We start from the raw sequence: 16426 nt of genomic DNA on the forward strand, positions 1-16426 counted from the left end.
AAAATGGATCTCGGTTGCTACATCCAGGACGGCTTCCAGTCCGTGGCGACCAGTGCGATGGACCAGCTCCAGCAGGCGATCACCGAGGGCGCGCTGAACACGCTGAACGCGATGACGTTCTGGCTCAAGCCCGAAGCCCCGAATCTGCTGGGCACGGAGCACGGCGACTCCTGGACGAACAGCGGCACCGTCGAGTTTCTGCAGAGCAAGCTGCTCAGCGTCACGGCAGCTGTCTTCGTCGTCTCCGTGCTCGTGGCCGGGATGCGGATCGCCTGGGAGCAGCGGGCGCGACCGTTGCAGGAGCTGCTGAAGGCCGTCGTGACTTTCGTGGTGGTGGGAGCGGCCGGGACTGCGACGCTGCAGGTTCTGGCGACGTGGTCGGACGGCTTCTCGGTGTACGTCGTCGATCAGGTGGCCGGTGACATGAAGCTGGAGGCGGCCTTCGGCGGTACCTCGCCCCATGAGCTGTTCGCGTCCGCGATGCCCGGGTTCGTGGCCATCATGACCGGCCTGGCGGTGATCGTGGCTTCGGCGGTGCAGATCGTGCTCATGCTGATCCGCTCAGCCATGCTGGTGTTGCTCGCAGGAGCGTTCCCGTTGGCCGCCGCCGCGACCAACACGGAGATCGGGCGGAACTGGTTCAAGAAGTTCTGCGGCTGGTCGCTGGCCTTCGTCGCGTACAAACCCGCGGCAGCGCTGGTCTACGCGGCGGCGATGAAGATGGCTGAGGACCAGCCGTCGAGTGCGAGCGCCGGCGTGGTGCAGGCGATGGGCGGGATGATGATGCTTCTGCTGGCGATCTTCGCGCTGCCGGCGCTGATGCGCTTCATGGTTCCGGTCACCGCGGCCGTGGCCGGTGGGAGCGCCGGGATGGGCAGTTCGGTGGCGGATCCCGGTGGGATGGCGACCGGTGCTATCAACATCGGCAGCTCCGGCGCGGGATTCGGCGGCGGACGAGGCGCCGGGAGCTCGGCCGGCGGTGCCGGGGCAGGTGCGGGTGGCGCGACCGGCGCGCAGACGGTCGGCGCGGGTGCGAAGGCCGCCGGAGCGATCGCTGGACCGGCGGGCATCGGCCTCGCGGCCGCACGAAAGGCCGGCGGCTCCTTGGCCGGAGCAGCCGCACACTCCGCCGGCGAGTCCGGAGGCGGCGCGATCACCCCGTCCTCCGCCCGCGGCCCGATGTCCGGCCGCTCAGGCTCCCGCTCCCACCGCAGCAACCCACCCGCCCGCCAGCGCACCCCCGAACCCGTCGGCCCGACCGGCTCCGGCTGATCGCACTCGCTGCCCCCGCGCGTCCAACCCGCCGCTCCCGTCGGCCAGACCGGCGCTGGATGATCGCCCTCGCCGTCCCGCGCGTTCAAGCCCGGCCTGCCCCGGTCGGCCTGACGGATGAAAGCATGAGCTGATGGACCGGATTGCGCTGATCTCCGACGTACACGGGAACCTGACAGCGCTGGAGGCGGTCCTGGCGGACATCTCCGCCCGAGGGATCACGCGGATCTTCAACCTCGGCGACAACGTCGGCAAGGGCCCGCGGGGTCAGGCGGTCGTGGATCGGTGCCGCGAGGTCTGCGAGGTGAACATCCTCGGGAACTGGGACGACCTCCTCCCCGACCCCGACCGCGTGGACGACCGCGAGGCGCTGAGGTGGTGGAAGAAGGAGCTGCGCGAGGATCAGCGGGCCTGGCTGCGAGCGCTCCCGTTCTCGCACGACTTCCTGATGAGCGGTCAGCAGGTGCGCCTGTTCCACGCCTCGTCGAAGAGCGTTCACCACCGGATCTCGTTCGATCACGACGAATCGCAGTACCTGAGCTTCTTCGAGAACACCCCGGCCACCGGCGACGGGCCGGTACCGTCCGTGGTCGGGTACGCCGACATTCACGACGCGTACTTCGAGGAGGACCGCGGCCGCACCCTCTTCAACACCGGCTCGGTCGGCAACAGCCTCGGCGACCCGACACCGATCTACGTGATCCTCGAAGGCGTCATGGATTCACCCGACCCGGCCCCGTTCTCGATCCAGTTCGTCCGAGTCCCGTACGACGCCCCCGCCGAACTGGCCATCGCCCGCGACCTCGAAATGCCGGAACTCGACGGCTACGAGGCCGAGATCATCCACGGCATCTACCGCACCGACCTCTACAACAACACCGAGTTCGGCTACCACCGCCACTAGCCCTCACCGCAACTATCCCCAGCTTTTTCCACAGCTGTGAATTCGGTGCCGTCAGCAACAATCTGCCGCCTGTTCACCTCTCGGTCACTTGACCAGCAGGGTCTCGGATCCCACCGGCTTGTAGCCGGCGGCCAGGAAGGCCCGGACTGAGGCGGCGTTGCCGGGGGTTATCTGGGCCCAGACCGAGGTGTTCGGCGGGATGAGGGCTCGAGCGGCGCGGGCCAGTCGGCGGCCGTGACCTTGGTTGTGGTGGGCGTCGGGGAGCTCGATGGCGCATTCGATGCGGTCGGCCAGGCCGCGGCCGATGATGACCACGCCGCCGCGTACGTCGCCGTACACGTGGACGTCGGTTCGGCACTCCAGCGCCCGCTGCACGCGGGGATGGCTGTGGTCGCTGAGGACGGCGAGGTCCTCGATGGCGGCGGCGCGTTTGCCGGGATTGGTGATGGCGGGGGCCAGGAACATCGCGTCGTTCGAGCTGACATGACGGCCGGTCAGCTCGGCCAGGGCCGTGAGGAACGGCGGATTGGTCGGCGCGGCCAGGTCGCCCACCGGGATCTGCTCGGCGACCCACGACGGACTGACGTCTGCGGCGATGACGATGTGGCCGGTGAACGCGACCACGGCGGACTCGCGCTCCGACGGCGCCGGCACGACCCTGACGCTGAGGTCCGGGGCCGGGAAGACGCCGTTTTCGACGCCACGCAGAATGTCAGCAAGAGTTGTCATCACGAGCATTGTCGCGGAGATCCCGTGTCACGCTCAGACGCCACGGAGGCAGCACGATGCGGAAACCGCAGCTGGTGAAGGCCGAGGGGTTGCCGGACCGGGTCACGATCTACGAGGTCGGGCCGCGGGACGGGCTGCAGAACGAGTCGGCGATCGTCGACGTCGCGGTCAAGGCCGAGTTCATCCGGCGGTTGCTGGACGCGGGCCTGACCACGGTCGAGACGACCAGCTTCGTGCACCCGAAGTGGGTCCCGCAGATGGCCGACGCCGCCGAGTTGCTCGACCAACTCGAGATTCCCGACGGCGTACGCGCGCCGGTGCTGGTCCCGAACGAGCGCGGCCTCGACCGTGCGCTGGCGGCCGGCGTCCGGGAGATCGCGATCTTTGCCAGCGCGACCGAGACGTTCGCGTCGAAGAACCTCAACTCCACGCTCGACGACCAGTTCGCCATGTTCACGCCGACCATCCAGCGCGCGTTGAGCCAGGGATTGAGCGTCCGCGGCTACGTGTCGATGTGTTACGGCGACCCGTGGGAGGGCGACGTACCGATCGACCAGGTCGTCAAGGTCGGCGCGCAGCTGGTCGACCTCGGCTGCCACGAACTCTCCCTCGGCGACACGATCGGCGTAGCCACCCCCGGCCAGGTCACCGCGCTGATCACCGCCTTCGGCGCAGCCGGCGTGGGAGTCGACAAGCTGGCGGTGCACTTCCACGACACCTACGGCCAGGCGCTGGCCAACACCCTGACCGCCTTCCGCGAGGGCGTCACCACAGTCGACAGCTCAGCCGGCGGCCTCGGCGGCTGCCCGTACGCCGAGAGCGCGACCGGCAACCTCGCCACCGAAGACCTGCTCTGGCAGCTCGACGGCCTAGGCATCCACACCGGCGTCGACCTGCTGAAACTGGTCGAAACCAGCACCTGGATGGCCGACCAGCTAGGCAAGCCCTCCCCGAGCCGAGTCGTACAGGCCCTCGCCGGCTGACACCTCGCCCCTGCCCTTTCCGCTTCAAGTCTATCGACGAGCGTCTCAACCCAGTCGGAGTTGTCCACAGGCGGCTCTGGCGGCGCGAAACTGTCGGTGGGGTGGGTCAGAGTGGGTGGGTGAGTGCGCAGCGGGCTGAGCTTGGGGAGTTTTTGAAGGCGCGGCGGGCGCGGGTGGCTCCTGAGGATGTGGGGCTGCCCGGCGGCGGGCGTCGGCGTACGCCTGGGTTGCGGCGGGAGGAGCTGGCGCAGTTGGCCGGCGTTGGCGTGACTTGGTACACGTGGCTTGAGCAGGGGCGGCCGATCAACGCCAGCGGGCAGGTGCTCGACGCAGTCGCGACGACGCTCAAACTCAGTCCGGTCGAGCGCGAACACCTGTACCGCTTGGCCGAGGCGACGCCTGTGCGGTTACCGCGTACGACCGATTGCGCGAGCGAGGCGGTGTTCGGCGAGATCGTGGAGGCACTCGACCCGTTGCCCGCGGTGATCACCAACACGCGGTTCGACATCGTCCGGGCCAACCGCGCGTACAACGACCTGTTCCACGACTGGCACCAGCTGCCCTGCATCCACAAGAACCTGCTCTGGTGCATCATCACCGAGCCCGCCGCCCGCGCCCAGCTGCTGAACTACGACACCGAGGTCCCGTACATCGTCGGTCGCCTGCGCTCGGCGTACGCCGGACACATCGGCGACCCGGACTGGGAGACCGACCTCGAGCGGCTGCAGGCGATCAGCCCCGAGTTCACCCAACTGTGGTCGCGCCACGAGGTAGCAGCCTGTACGCCGCGCGAGCGCCGCATCGTCAACCCAGCCGTCGGCGAACTGCACTTCACCATCACCGAGCTGGCCATCCCCGCCCACCCGGACCTGGTCCTCTTCGTCGAGACCCCCGCCAACGAGGACACGCGCGCGAAACTCCCGCAGACCCGTCGGCCTGTGAGCGTGACCGCCTAGATCACGGCTCGATCGGGCGGCGGATCCGCCGGATCAGGCTCTTGTCGGCGAACTGACCGACGCGGTACGTCGACCAGCCGTCCACGCCGGCGCCGACCGCACCGCCGAGCAACGGGATGCGGCGGGTGATCGTGAGAGCCATCTTCTTGCCGCTGATCCGTGCGATCAGCTCGGCGACGACCTCGTTCGAGACGTGCCGGTCCAGCTCCGGGTCGAACACCGGCGCGGTTGCGATCGCGATCGGCGACGTCGGCAGGCTCGACTTCTTCAGCCGGTCGGCCACGCCCTCCTCGCCGAGCAGGCAGGTGATCACCGCCGTCCGGACGCGCGGATCGTCCAGGTCGTACCCGCGCAGGTGTGCGATCGCGGCCACCATCCGGGCCTGGACGATCGCGATACCGGTCAGGTTCGCAGGCAGGGAGACCGGGAGTGTGACGAGACCGCCGAGGCCGGTCGCGAAGCCCTGTACGCCGGCCAGCCGGATGTGCTGGTCGATCACCGCCTCGATCGCGAGCTGGGCGTCACCGCCGCACCGCTCGAGCTTGTTGTCCGCGATCCGCTCCGCGCCGGGGAACCGCTGGTACCCATCGATCGCGATCTCGAGGATCTGGCGCAGCACACCACCCGCAGCGGCCGGGGCGAACCTCTGGGCGGCGGGCGCGAGACTACTGGCGACGAACCTGGCTACTCCGGCCACGGTGCTCCTTCCCGCCCGGCCCCACAGGTCAGAACCCGGACGTGCTTCAACTGTACGTGCCTCCCCGATCCTCGCCACTCGGGAGAAACCCTTGGTGTCCCCTAGGTGGATCTCCAGGCCGTCACAATCGCGGTCCGCCGGATGCCGGGAGCGTGACTGGGCGTCGACGGGCGGATTGTGATGGCGTGGGGATCCGCATAGTCCAAGATGGTTCCGTGCCAGTCGAACCTGCTCCGTCCCCATGGGAGTTCCCGCCCGTAGGGGTCGCCGGGGCGAGTGACGTGGTTGCGGGCGGCGCGGACCTGGCGCCGGGCACCGTGCTGGCGGCGTACCGGCGGGGGTTGTTCCCGATGCCGGACCATCGCGGCTCGATCCTGTGGTGGTCGCCGGTCGATCGCGGCGTGATCGACGTCGCCGGCTACGAACCGTCACGCTCGCTGCGGCGGGCGCGGGCGAAGTTCGAGATCCGCGTGAACACGGCGTTCGACCAGGTCATCCGCGCGTGTGCGGATCCGCGCCGGCCCGGTTCGTGGATCGACCGCGAGATCATCGCGTCGTACACCGAGCTGCATCGGCTCGGCTGGGTGCATTCGGTGGAGGCCTGGGACGGCGACGAGCTGGCCGGCGGGCTGTACGGCGTCGCGATCGGCGGACTCTTCGCGGGCGAGTCGATGTTCCACCACAAGACCGACGGCTCGAAGGCGGCCGTCGCCGGGACGATCGAACTGCTGGATGACGAGTACGCCGCCGATCGGGTCTTCGACATCCAATGGGTGACCGACCACCTCGCCACCCTCGGCGCGGTGTCGATCGCGCGGGAGACCTATGTACGCCGGGTCGCTCGCGCCGTCGACGTGCCGCTCCCGAAGGCGTTCATGTAAGGCCGACGAACGCGGCCATCTGGCGCGACGTCGACTCGAAGAACTCATCCGCGGGATCCATCGAGCCGACGAGCTGACCGAAGAGTTCGAAGCTGATCATGCCGAACAGCTGCGTCCACACGATGACGGTCCGCATCAGCACCGCCGGCGGCAGATCTGGCGCCAACGGCACCAACACCTCTGTCTGCTGCGCGAGCAAGCCTGTGGGGACCGGTGCGTCGGTAGGCACAGCCAATCGGCCGCCGACCTGAGCCCGCTGCAGGAGACCGAGCAGAAGGAGCGGCACCCGGATCGCCGGCTCCACGGTCGTCTGGGGTGCCTTGTAGCCGCTGATCGGGGAGCCGTAGATCAGCGCGTACTCCTGTGGATGAGCGCGCGCCCAGTCCCGGACCGCGGCGTAGATCGCGACCCATTCCGCCAGCAGATCGTCCCCGCCCGCGGCGCGCTCGGCCGCCGACCCGAGCGCGTCGTACGCATCGATGATGAGCGCCGTCAGCAGCTCGTCGCGGCTGGGGAAGTACCGGTAGAGCGCCGACGAGACCATGCCGAGCTCGCGGGAGACCGCGCGCAGCGACAGCGCCTCCGCCCCGACGGTCGCGAGCTGCCGGCGTGCGGCGCCCTTGATCTCCTCGGTCAGCTCGGCCCGGGCACGTTCACGGGCAGTTCGTCCGGCGTTCATACGGCCAGTGTGCCACAGAATCGAGAGCAGTGCTCTTGACAGTGAACAGCGATCTGGTGTTCACTGATCACAACAGAGAGCACCGCTCTCGCAAACAGAAAGAGTCGCCGCCATGACCGAGTACAAGCAGACCTACGACAGCAAGCGCGTCATCACCTCCTCCGAGGGCAGCATGCGGGTCTTCAACAAGGTCGTCGCCCGCCTGACGAAGCTGGGTCTGAGCCTGATGGGCAGCCGGGTCCTCTCGGTCCAGGGCCGCAAGTCCGGCGAGTGGCGCAGTACTCCGGTGAACCTGCTGATCATCGACGGCCAGCGCTACCTGGTCGCGCCGCGCGGCCACACCCAGTGGGTGAAGAACCTGCGCGCCAGCGGCACCGGCCGCCTGCAGCTCGGCGGCAAGGTCGAGACGTTCCACGCCGAGGAGCTCGCCGACGCCGACAAGATCCCCACCCTGCGGCTGTACCTGAAGAAGTGGGCCTGGGAGGTCGGCGCCTTCTTCGGCGGCGACGTCACCAAGAACTCCCCCGACGAGGTCCTGCACCACATCGCCCCCGGCGTCCCCGTCTTCAAGATCAACTAGTGGTACGACGCGGCCTGGATCCGGTACAGCTCGGCGTACTGCCCGTCGAGGGCGATGAGCTCGTCGTGCGTACCGGTCTCGACCACCCGGGCACCGTCGAGGACCACGATCTGATCGGCCATCCGCACGGTCGAGAACCGGTGTGAGACCAGGATCGTGATCCGGCCGTCGGTGCTGTCCTTGGCCGCCGCCGCGTACCGCTCGAACAGTGCGTGCTCGGTCTCGGCGTCCAGCGCAGCGGTCGGCTCGTCGAGCACGAGCAGCAAAGGCCGGTCCCGCATGAAGCCACGCGCCAGCGCGAGCTTCTGCCACTGACCGAAGCTGATCTCCGCCCCATCCGGCCAGGTGGAACCGAGCTGGGTGTCCAACCCCGACTCGAGCCGCTCCAGAACATCCTCGGCGCCGGCCCGTCCAACCGCAGTGGTGACAGCCGGTACGTCGTCCAGCCGGGGCAGATCACCAAGCCCGACACTGTGCGCCGCGCGGAACTCGAACCGGAAGAAGTCCTGGAACGCACCCGCGATCTTCTCCCGCCACGCCTCGGTCGCGATCCGGTCCAGCGGCTGATCGTCGAGCAGCACGCGTCCATCGGTCGGCTCATACAGCTTGCAGATCAGCTTCACCAGCGTGGATTTGCCCGCGCCGTTCTCGCCGACGACCGCAATCACCTTGCCCGCAGGCAATTGCAGGTTGACGTCCTCCAACGCCGGCCGGTCGGATCCGGCGTACGTGAAGGAGACGTGGTCCAGCCGGATTCCATCGGTGAGCCGCTCGGGTGCCGGGAGATCGGCGGTGCGGTCGAGCGAGGCCGCATAGTTCTCCAGCCAGACCAGCCGCCGCGACCCGTCCAGCCAGATCCCCCGCAGGAAGCCGATCTCGCCGACAGTCGCGCCGATGTACGCCGACAACCGCGCGCCGGCCGCGAGGATCAGCAACACGTTGCCGACCGAGCCGTGCGGTCCGGTCGCCACGAACAACACCGCACCGACGTACGCCGCGCCGAACACGGCCCAGGCAACGGCATGCCATCCGGCGCTGACCCACCGGGCAGCAGCGATAGGCCCGTACCACTGCTCCCACTCGCGGCGACGGTTCTCCACGAGGTCACGACCGATGCCAATAACGCGAACCTCCTTGCCCGGCGCGGCTGTCGTCGCGGTCTTGAACAAGTGGTCGGCCAGGCGAAAGTGGGTGGCGTTCCGCTCCTCGACCTGACGCTCGACGCCGGGACGCCAGCTCGAGCTGACGACCGTCGGCAGCGCGAACACCAGCAGGAGCGCGAGGACGGGCTGAATCGACATCAGCAGGACGACGGTCACGCCGAGGCGCAGGATCCAGCCGCAGGTCGAGAACAGCGACATGTACATGTGGTCGAGCACGAAGACCTGTTTGCGCAGTACGGACAGGCGGTCCAGGTAGTCGCGCCGTTCGTGGTGCTCGACCGTGGCGACGGATGCCTGCAGGCGGGCGACGTGGGCCTCGAGCATGATCGTGACGCGGTCGCGGAAGCGTCGGGAGATCCGGGTCGACAGCGTCCGCAGGAACCAGGTCGCCGTCACGGACACAGCCAGGCCGCTAGCGGCAAGCAAGGTCGCTCGCCGGTCGTCGTTCAGTACGCCGTCCGCCAGGATCTTCAGCCACAACGCGAGCAACGCATCCGGAAGCGCGGCCAGCAGCGTCATCAGGAAGGCGGCGACCAGCAGCCACGGCTCGTGCTGGTAGCCCAGCTTGCAGAGCCTCCACATCGCGGCGAGGGCCTTCGGCTCTTCGACTTCAGAGCTTGTCATAGCTCAGCCCTTCCTCGTCGACCTCGGCCGTGAAGCGCTTGGCCTGCAGGTCGAACATCGTCCGGTACCGCCCGTCGAGGAGCATCAGTTCGTCGTGGCTGCCGAGCTCGACGACCCGGCCGTGCTCGAGGACGCAGATCCGGTCGGCATGCCGGACCGTCGAGAACCGGTGCGAAATAAGGATTGTGGTCACCTCGCGGGTCGCCGTCAGGATCCGGTCGAAGATCGCTGCCTCGCCGCGAACATCCAGCTGAGCCGTCGGTTCGTCAAGCAGCACGAGACCGGCGCCCTGCCGTACTGCGCAGAGCGCCCGCGCCAACGCGACGCGCTGCCATTGCCCGCCGGAGAGATCGGTGCCGTCGCCGTACCCCGTGGCCAGCCGGGTGTCCAGGTCGGCCAGATGGTCGGCGCCCGCGTCGGCGAGGGCGGCACGGATGTCCGCCTCGGGCGCTCCGCCGGGCGCGACGTTGTCCCGCAGGGGTAGCTCGAGCTTGAGGAAGTCCTGGAAGACCGCGGCGACACGCGTCCGCCACGCGTCGACATCGAGGTCGCGCAGGTCGCTCCCGTCGACGCGGATCGTGCCGTCGTCCGGGTCGTACAACCGGCAGAGCAGCTTGGCCAAGGTCGTCTTGCCGGCACCGTTCTGACCGACGACCGCGAGCGACGAGCCGGCCGGAATGGTCAAATCCAACCCGTCGAAGACCGGTTGAGTGGCATGTGGATAACGGAACTTCAGGCCGCGGAGATCGAGCTCGACGGCGCCCCGCGGAACGGTGAGGCGACCTGGCGTCAGCGCGCCGGCCGGCGCCATCGCAGGCTCCAGCCGATGTACGGCGGCGACCGGTGCAGCTGCTCCGTCGAGCGCCCAGTTCAGTCCGCCGAACGCGATCATGCCGACGCCGATCGCGACCTGGGCGAACACGACCAGCCGGTCGAGCTCCAAGCGGCCGCCGATCGCCGCCGCGGCGAGGGCCCAGAAGACGAGACCGTTGGCGACCGCGATGATCAGCAGGCTCCAGATCATTGGTCGCTCCCGCAAACGGGTTGCGGCGTACTGCAACTCGAACAGCCGGCGCCGCCGTTCGGTGAACCGCTGGACCGTCCAGTCCGCGAGGCCGAACAGCCGCAGCTCCTTCGCCGGATCAGGCTCGACCGCCAACTCATAGGCGTAGTGGGCGTGCCGTTGCGCCGACCGGACCTCGGCCGTGTTCCGGTCCTTCCAGACACCGCTCTCGCGGAGCAGCCAATGCGTCGACGCCCAGGCGGCAACGAGCAGCAACGGCGCCCACCAGCTGAACCCGAACAGCACCACCGCGGACGCGACCCCGCCGACCAGCTCAACCAGACTGCCGGCGACGAAGTCGACGTTCAGATACATCGGTGGCCCGGTCTGCCCGTGATCGAACTCCCGCGCAACCGTGAGGTCCTCACTCAGCGCCGGATCCTCGAGATGCCCGATCCCCGGCGGCCCGACACAAGCCTCAGCCAGCCTGTCGTTGAGGTACGCCGACACGCGGCTGCCGAGGTTGGCGCTGACCGCCTGATGCACCGGGGTCAGCACCTGCAGCAAGATGAACGTCACGCCCATCAAACTCAACGGCGCCGCCAGCGCATCGCCATGCTGCACCGCGCCGACCACCCACCCCATTGCGATCGCGAACACCGCAGGCAAAGCCCCGCGCGCCAGCAGCAGCCCCCACCAAGCCGCAGCCAACCGCGCATCAGCCCGCGGCAGCACCCCGAAGAACTGCCACTCAGCCCGCCCGCGCAGCCGTTTCACCATCTGCTCACCATGGCACGCCCCGCCGACGGAAATCTTGAACGTTTGCCGGATCGCGGGGATCAAGCTGCGTGCGAGATCACGACCTTGCCGAACCCGCCGCCGTCGATGTAGTAACGGAACGCCTCGCGGGTCTCCTCGAACGGGAAGACCCGGTCGATCACCGGACGCAGGTCAGCTGCGGCGATCGCCTCGTTCATCGCTTGGAAGTGCGCCCGGTGTCCCAAGGCGATCGGACGCAGTGTGACCGAGGATGTGAACAGCAATCGGGCGTCGATCGGGTCCGCACCACCGAGTGAGCCGACGAAGGCGACCTCGCCGCCGGTCGCCGTAGCCCGCAACGACTCGTTCAGGGTCCCGGCGACATCCACGACGTGGTCGACACCGCGTCCGTCGGTCAGTGCACGCACCTGCTTGGCCCAGTCCGGCGTGAGGGTGTGGTTGATGACCGCATCGGCGCCGAGCTCGAGGAGCCGCGCCGCCTTCTCGTCGCTGCCTGCCGTCGCGATCACCCGAGCACCGAGCAGCTTGGCGAACTGCAGCGCAAACAGGGACACCCCGCCCGACCCCAGGGTCAGGACGTGCTCACCCGGCACCAGACCCTGCCCGCCGACCAGGGCGTTCCACGCCGTCACAGCCGCACACGGCAGAGTCGCTGCCTCGTCGTACGTGAGCTGACCCGGGATCGGTACGACGCCGTCCTGGTCGAGTACGGCGTACTCCGTCAGCAGACCGTCGAGCGAACCCCCGAGCTGGTCCGCGTGGGCGAGGTCGAAGCGGCCGTCGAACCAGCGCTGGAACACGACCCCCATCACCCGGTCGCCGACCCGCACCCGATCCACGTCCGTGCCCACCGCAACGACCTCGCCTGCTCCGTCCGACGCGGCGATGATGTCGTCAGCCACCGGCAGCGGGTAGCGGCCGCACAGGATGTTCAGCTCGCGCGCACTGAGCGAGTTCGCCCAGATCCGAACCAGCACCTCGGTCGGACCCGGCACCGGCACCGCATGCTCCCGCAACCGCAAGCTCTCGAGCCCACCGCCGTACTGAATGTGATAACTCTTCATCGTCTCCACCCGCCAACAGTGCGACCACGCCCCACCCACCCTCAATTCCCGCCCGGGAATGAGGCCACGTCACCGCTCAGTCCTCGCCTGCGGTGGAGCTGAGTTCAGCCTCCAGTTCAGCGACACTCGGCAGTGCAGACTCGAATTCCTCAGGCAGCGAGCTGTTGATCGCGTCGGTCCACTCCGCCACGCCGATCGGCGCCTTGAACCCCTTCAGCGCGTACTCCGCGACGACCTTCTTCTTGTTCCGGCAGAGCAGCAGACCGATGGTCGGTTTGTCGCCCTCCTTCGCCAGTACGTCGTCGACCACCGCCATGTAGAGACCTAGCTGACCCAGGAACGCCGCGTTGAACTTCACCGCCTTCAGCTCGACAACTACATAGCAACGCAGTTCGAGGTGGTAGAAGAGCAGGTCGCAGAAGAATTCCTCGCCGTCCAACTCGAGCCGGACCTGCTGACCGACGAAGGCGAATCCTTGCCCAAGCTCGATCAGGAACTTCCCGACATGCTCGACCAACTTCTGTTCCAGCTCGCGCTCGCGCCAGCCTTCGGTGCTGCCGAGGAAGTCGAAGAGGTACGGATCGCAGGTCGCCTGCTGAGCGAGATCGGACTGCTCCGGCGGCATCGCTGTGACGAAGGTGGTCACGGCCTTCCCGGACCGCTCGTGGAACCGGGCGTCGATGTGCAACGCGAGCACGTCACGGCTCCAGCCGCGCTCGACCGCGGCTGCGGCGTACCAGAGCCGGAGCTCGGCGTCGTCGAGTTTGTCGAGCAAGGCCACGTGGTGGCGCCAGGGCAATTGTGCAACGGTGCGTTGCACAAACGTCGGGTCCGGCCACGCAGCAGCGAAGGCTCGCATGTACTTGAGGTTGCGGGGTGAATATCCGGTCGCGCCGGGGAAGCGGGTCTTGAGGTCCGTGGAGAGCCGGTCGATGACCTTGGTGCCCCAACCCTCCTCGTGTTGGCGCTTCAGGATCTCCTGACCGATCGACCAGTAACTCGCGAGCATCTCCCGGTTCGCGGCGGTGACGGCACGTCGGTGGCCGGTGGCGACATGTACGGAGACGCGGTCGAGCAGTTCCGGGTACCAGGCGGGGAGGGAGGAGCGGGCAGGGGCGCTCTCGAAGCGCGGCTTGTCGTTCATGGCAGTAACGCTTTCGTGGCGACACCCCGGAAACCGAGGGCCTTTCCGGGGCAACCCGGGGCAACTAGGGGCAGATTCTGGGCGAGGCGCTGCGAAGATGGCTGGATGATGACTCCGGAGCAGGTGAATGCGGCGCCCAAGGTTCTTTTGCATGACCATCTTGATGGGGGCCTGAGGCCGGAGACGGTGTTGGAGTTGGCGGGGGAGATCGGGCATGCGTTGCCGCGGGCGGAGGCGCCGGAGTTGGGGGCGTGGTTCGTCGAGTCGGCGGACTCGGGGTCGTTGGAGCGGTACCTGGAGACGTTCGATCACACGGTCGCGGTGATGCAGACGACCGAGGCGATCAAGCGGGTGGCCAGTGAGTGTGTGCAGGACCTTGCGGCGGATGGCGTGGTGTACGCCGAGGTTCGGTACGCGCCGGAGCAGCACCTGACCAAGGGGCTGAGCCTCGAGCAGGTGGTCGACGCGGTCCGGGAAGGGTTCGAGCACGGGATGGCGGTCGCCGAGCGGCCGATCGTGGCGCGGCAGCTGCTGACGGCGATGCGGCACAAGGCGCGGTCGATGGAGATCGCCGAGCTGGCGGTCGCCTACCGGGACGCCGGCGTGGTCGGGTTCGACATCGCTGGCGCCGAGGCCGGCTACCCTCCCACCCGGCACCTGGACGCGTTCGAGTACCTGCAGCGCGAGAACGCCCACTTCACGATCCACGCCGGCGAGGCGTTCGGGCTCCCGTCGATCTGGCAGGCGATCCAGTGGTGCGGCGCCGACCGGCTCGGTCACGGCGTACGGATCATCGACGACATCAACCACGACGGCGACAAGGCCGAGCTCGGGCGGCTGGCGGCGTACGTCCGGGACCGCCGGATCCCGTTGGAGATGTGCCCGAGCTCCAACCTGCAGACCGGCGCGGCCGCGTCGATCGCCGAACACCCGATCGGCCTGCTCGCCAAGCTCCGCTTCCGGGTCACGGTCAACACCGACAACCGCCTGATGAGCGGTACGTCGATGAGCCGCGAGCTGACGCTGCTGGCGGAGGCGTTCGACTACGGGCTAGAGGACTTCCGCTGGTTCGCGATCAACGCGATGAAGTCCGCCTTCATCCCCTTCGACGAACGCCTCGCCATCATCGACAACGTCATCAAGCCCTGGTACGCCTCAAACTGACCGCTGGTACGTCCGGAAAGCCCGAGTGGAAAGCCAGCCGACGATCAACGTGAAGGCCAGCAAATAGGCGGAGTGCCGCCAGACCGACGACCAGTCAGGGCTGGCGGCCAGTGACTGGCGGGCGGCGATCGTGGCCCAGTCGACCGGGTTGTAGCGGGCGGCGACGTTGACCCAGTGCGGCGCGACCGCCGGGTCGATCATGATCGACGACATGAAGGTCAGCGGCAACGAGACGAACTGCGAGATCCCGATCAGCGCCTCCTGCTGCCGCGTGAGCAGCGCGACCGCGTTCGACAGCGACCCGAAGGCCGTCCCGATCAGCATCGACGCGACGATCGTGATCAGGTAGCCGCCGGCCCCGCCGTCGTACCGAGCTCCCGCGGCGAAGCCGATCGCGAACACCAGGATCGTCTGGATCAACGTCGTCGACGCGTTGCTGAGCAGCTGCCCCGCCATCAGTCCGCCCCGGCTCACCGGTGACGCCAGCAGCCGATCCATCACGCCGCGTTCCATGTCCTGGATGAACGCCGTACCGCTCCAGCCGCTCGTCATCAGCGCGGTCATCATCACGATCCCCGGCGTCAGGAACGCGATGTACGACGAATCGCCGAACCCCGGGATACGCACGACCCCCTGGAACAACTGCCCGAACAACAGCAACCAGATCGCCGGCTGGATCAACGTGAACGCGATCAGCGCCGGCTGCCGGTACGACGCCCGCGTCCACCGGCCGAAGACCAGACCCGTGTGTGCAACAGACATCACGCAGCCTCCTCGGCGACCCTGAACGAACGACCGGTGTGCTGCAGATAGACATCGTCCAGTGAAGGACGCGACACCGTCACCGCAACCACCGGAATCGCCTTGTCCTCAAGGACTCCCAGTACGGCGGGAACCGCCGTCGCGCCGCGATCCACCCGCGCCCGCAGAGTGTTGCCCTCGACAACTATCTCGCCGACCCCCGGCAACTGCCTCAACAAGACGCGGACCGAGCCGTCGGTATCCGGATCGACCAGCTCGACCTGCACCGAGTCACCCCGCAACGCCGACTTCAGCGACTCCGGGGTGCCCTCGGCAACGATCTTGCCGTGGTCGACGATCGCGAGCTGCCCCGCCAGCCGATCGGCCTCCTCCAGGTAATGCGTGGTGAGCAGCACGGTCAGGCCTTCCTGGCCGGACAACCGCAGTACTTCGTTCCACAGGTCGGCGCGTGCCTCCGGGTCGAGACCTGTGGTCGGCTCGTCGAGGAACAGCACGCGAGGCTGGTGGACCAGACCGAGCGCGACATCCAGCTTGCGCTGCATGCCGCCGGAGTACGTCTTCACCGCACGACCGCCGTGCTCAGCCAGGCCGAACCGCTCCAGCAACTCGGTGGCCCGGCCCGTAGCGTCCTGCCGGGACAGTCCGAAGATCCGACCGCTCAGGACCAGGTTCTCCAGGCCGGTCGCCATCGGGTCCGAGCTGGACTTCTGCGGTACGTACCCGATCGCGCGCCGGACGCGGTCCTGCTCGCGGACAACGTCGTACCCGGCGACACGCGCCGTACCGGAATCGGCCCGGGACAGCGTGGTGAGGATCTTGACGGTGGTGGACTTGCCGGCGCCGTTCGGCCCGAGCAGGCCGAGTACGACGCCCTCCGGGACGCTGACGGTCAGACCGTCGAGGGCGCGCAGAGGTGGTTTCTTCCGGCCGGCCGGGTACGTCTTGACCAGGTCGACCGCTTCGAGGGCATGCGTAGCCATCAGGTGACTCCCTTGTGTGCTGGGAGCCGGTCCGAGCTGGCTATCCTGATGGATGCGCCTT

16 protein-coding genes are annotated in these 16426 nt (G+C 68.1%); 7 read left to right on the plus strand and 9 right to left on the minus strand.

The window, feature by feature from the left end; translation table 11 throughout:
* The first annotated feature begins 3 nt into the window (after window positions 1-3).
* Together EV645_RS20505 and EV645_RS20510 are read left to right on the plus strand one after the other, a co-directional pair.
* Window positions 4-1272, plus strand: a complete 1269-nt coding sequence (locus EV645_RS20505) for a TrbL/VirB6 family protein (protein ID WP_242000540.1) — start codon at window positions 4-6, stop codon at window positions 1270-1272.
* A 133-nt stretch (window positions 1273-1405) separates the two neighbouring features.
* Window positions 1406-2176, plus strand: a complete 771-nt coding sequence (locus EV645_RS20510; protein ID WP_130445581.1) for a metallophosphoesterase family protein — start codon at window positions 1406-1408, stop codon at window positions 2174-2176.
* 84 nt (window positions 2177-2260) lie between these two features.
* On the opposite strand, the gene EV645_RS20515 is transcribed toward EV645_RS20510, so the two are convergent.
* A complete protein-coding gene (locus tag EV645_RS20515; RefSeq protein WP_130445582.1) occupies window positions 2261-2905 on the minus strand; it encodes a GNAT family N-acetyltransferase in 645 nt (214 codons plus the stop codon).
* 56 nt (window positions 2906-2961) lie between these two features.
* On the opposite strand from EV645_RS20515, the gene EV645_RS20520 reads away from it, so the two are divergent.
* Window positions 2962-3888, plus strand: a complete 927-nt coding sequence (locus tag EV645_RS20520) for a hydroxymethylglutaryl-CoA lyase (protein ID WP_130445583.1) — start codon at window positions 2962-2964, stop codon at window positions 3886-3888.
* A 119-nt stretch (window positions 3889-4007) separates the two neighbouring features.
* Window positions 4008-4844 (plus strand): helix-turn-helix transcriptional regulator, encoded by an 837-nt coding sequence (locus tag EV645_RS20525; protein WP_198681758.1) that lies wholly within the window; start codon window positions 4008-4010, stop codon window positions 4842-4844.
* A 1-nt stretch (window position 4845) separates the two neighbouring features.
* Here the strand turns inward: EV645_RS20525 and EV645_RS20530 are convergent, their stop codons facing one another.
* Window positions 4846-5541 carry an EcsC family protein gene (locus EV645_RS20530; protein WP_130445585.1) on the minus strand — a complete coding sequence of 232 codons (696 nt, stop codon included), beginning with the start codon at window positions 5539-5541 and terminating at the stop codon, window positions 4846-4848.
* A 215-nt stretch (window positions 5542-5756) separates the two neighbouring features.
* On the opposite strand from EV645_RS20530, the gene aat reads away from it, so the two are divergent.
* Window positions 5757-6422, plus strand: coding sequence for a leucyl/phenylalanyl-tRNA--protein transferase (gene aat, locus EV645_RS20535; protein ID WP_130445586.1), 666 nt, complete (start codon window positions 5757-5759; stop codon window positions 6420-6422).
* On the opposite strand, the gene EV645_RS20540 is transcribed toward aat, so the two are convergent.
* Window positions 6415-7101 (minus strand): TetR/AcrR family transcriptional regulator, encoded by a 687-nt coding sequence (locus tag EV645_RS20540; RefSeq protein WP_130445587.1) that lies wholly within the window; start codon window positions 7099-7101, stop codon window positions 6415-6417. The genes aat and EV645_RS20540 overlap by 8 nt on opposite strands.
* Window positions 7102-7213: 112 nt before the next feature.
* Here EV645_RS20540 and EV645_RS20545 point away from each other — a divergent pair, with 112 nt between their 5' ends.
* Entirely contained in the window at window positions 7214-7681 is a 468-nt protein-coding gene (locus tag EV645_RS20545; RefSeq protein WP_130445588.1) for a nitroreductase family deazaflavin-dependent oxidoreductase, read from the plus strand.
* Here EV645_RS20545 and EV645_RS20550 read toward each other — a convergent pair.
* The 4 genes from EV645_RS20550 to EV645_RS20565 form a co-directional block, all read right to left on the minus strand.
* The gene (locus EV645_RS20550; RefSeq protein WP_130445589.1) at window positions 7678-9468 is read right to left on the minus strand and encodes an ABC transporter ATP-binding protein; all 1791 of its coding nucleotides are present in this window, start codon (window positions 9466-9468) and stop codon (window positions 7678-7680) included. The two genes, EV645_RS20545 and EV645_RS20550, sit on opposite strands and share 4 nt — an antisense overlap.
* A complete protein-coding gene (locus EV645_RS20555; protein ID WP_130445590.1) occupies window positions 9455-11251 on the minus strand; it encodes an ABC transporter ATP-binding protein in 1797 nt (598 codons plus the stop codon). The genes EV645_RS20550 and EV645_RS20555 overlap by 14 nt, the downstream gene beginning before the upstream one ends.
* Before the next feature lie 59 nt (window positions 11252-11310).
* Window positions 11311-12315 carry a zinc-dependent alcohol dehydrogenase family protein gene (locus tag EV645_RS20560; protein ID WP_130445591.1) on the minus strand — a complete coding sequence of 335 codons (1005 nt, stop codon included), beginning with the start codon at window positions 12313-12315 and terminating at the stop codon, window positions 11311-11313.
* 76 nt (window positions 12316-12391) lie between these two features.
* Entirely contained in the window at window positions 12392-13459 is a 1068-nt protein-coding gene (locus EV645_RS20565) for a PDDEXK nuclease domain-containing protein (RefSeq protein WP_130445592.1), read from the minus strand.
* Window positions 13460-13564: 105 nt separating this feature from the next.
* Between EV645_RS20565 and EV645_RS20570 the strand changes: the two genes are divergently transcribed.
* On the plus strand, window positions 13565-14623 hold the full coding sequence (locus EV645_RS20570) for an adenosine deaminase (protein ID WP_130445593.1): 1059 nt from the start codon (window positions 13565-13567) through the stop codon (window positions 14621-14623).
* On the opposite strand, the gene EV645_RS20575 is transcribed toward EV645_RS20570, so the two are convergent.
* A complete protein-coding gene (locus EV645_RS20575) occupies window positions 14615-15385 on the minus strand; it encodes an ABC transporter permease (RefSeq protein ID WP_130445594.1) in 771 nt (256 codons plus the stop codon). The genes EV645_RS20570 and EV645_RS20575 overlap by 9 nt on opposite strands.
* On the minus strand, window positions 15385-16365 hold the full coding sequence (locus EV645_RS20580; protein WP_130445595.1) for an ATP-binding cassette domain-containing protein: 981 nt from the start codon (window positions 16363-16365) through the stop codon (window positions 15385-15387). Before EV645_RS20580 ends, EV645_RS20575 begins: the two co-directional genes overlap by 1 nt.
* Between the last annotated feature and the right edge of the window lie 61 nt (window positions 16366-16426).

It is taken from the genome of Kribbella rubisoli (assembly GCF_004217145.1).
GTDB classification, from domain to species: domain Bacteria; phylum Actinomycetota; class Actinomycetes; order Propionibacteriales; family Kribbellaceae; genus Kribbella; species Kribbella rubisoli.

Coding starts and splice junctions, on each gene's coding strand:
- EV645_RS20555 (WP_130445590.1), bottom strand. CDS start 11,251: ATGGTGAAACGGCTGCGCGGGCGGGCTGAGTGGCAGTTCTTCGGGGTG.
- EV645_RS20515 (WP_130445582.1), bottom strand. CDS start 2,905: ATGACAACTCTTGCTGACATTCTGCGTGGCGTCGAAAACGGCGTCTTC.
- EV645_RS20565 (WP_130445592.1), bottom strand. CDS start 13,459: ATGAACGACAAGCCGCGCTTCGAGAGCGCCCCTGCCCGCTCCTCCCTC.
- EV645_RS20510 (WP_130445581.1), top strand. CDS start 1,406: ATGGACCGGATTGCGCTGATCTCCGACGTACACGGGAACCTGACAGCG.
- EV645_RS20505 (WP_242000540.1), top strand. CDS start 4: ATGGATCTCGGTTGCTACATCCAGGACGGCTTCCAGTCCGTGGCGACC.
- EV645_RS20580 (WP_130445595.1), bottom strand. CDS start 16,365: ATGGCTACGCATGCCCTCGAAGCGGTCGACCTGGTCAAGACGTACCCG.
- EV645_RS20560 (WP_130445591.1), bottom strand. CDS start 12,315: ATGAAGAGTTATCACATTCAGTACGGCGGTGGGCTCGAGAGCTTGCGG.
- EV645_RS20575 (WP_130445594.1), bottom strand. CDS start 15,385: ATGTCTGTTGCACACACGGGTCTGGTCTTCGGCCGGTGGACGCGGGCG.
- EV645_RS20540 (WP_130445587.1), bottom strand. CDS start 7,101: ATGAACGCCGGACGAACTGCCCGTGAACGTGCCCGGGCCGAGCTGACC.
- EV645_RS20550 (WP_130445589.1), bottom strand. CDS start 9,468: ATGACAAGCTCTGAAGTCGAAGAGCCGAAGGCCCTCGCCGCGATGTGG.
- EV645_RS20520 (WP_130445583.1), top strand. CDS start 2,962: ATGCGGAAACCGCAGCTGGTGAAGGCCGAGGGGTTGCCGGACCGGGTC.
- EV645_RS20570 (WP_130445593.1), top strand. CDS start 13,565: ATGATGACTCCGGAGCAGGTGAATGCGGCGCCCAAGGTTCTTTTGCAT.
- EV645_RS20545 (WP_130445588.1), top strand. CDS start 7,214: ATGACCGAGTACAAGCAGACCTACGACAGCAAGCGCGTCATCACCTCC.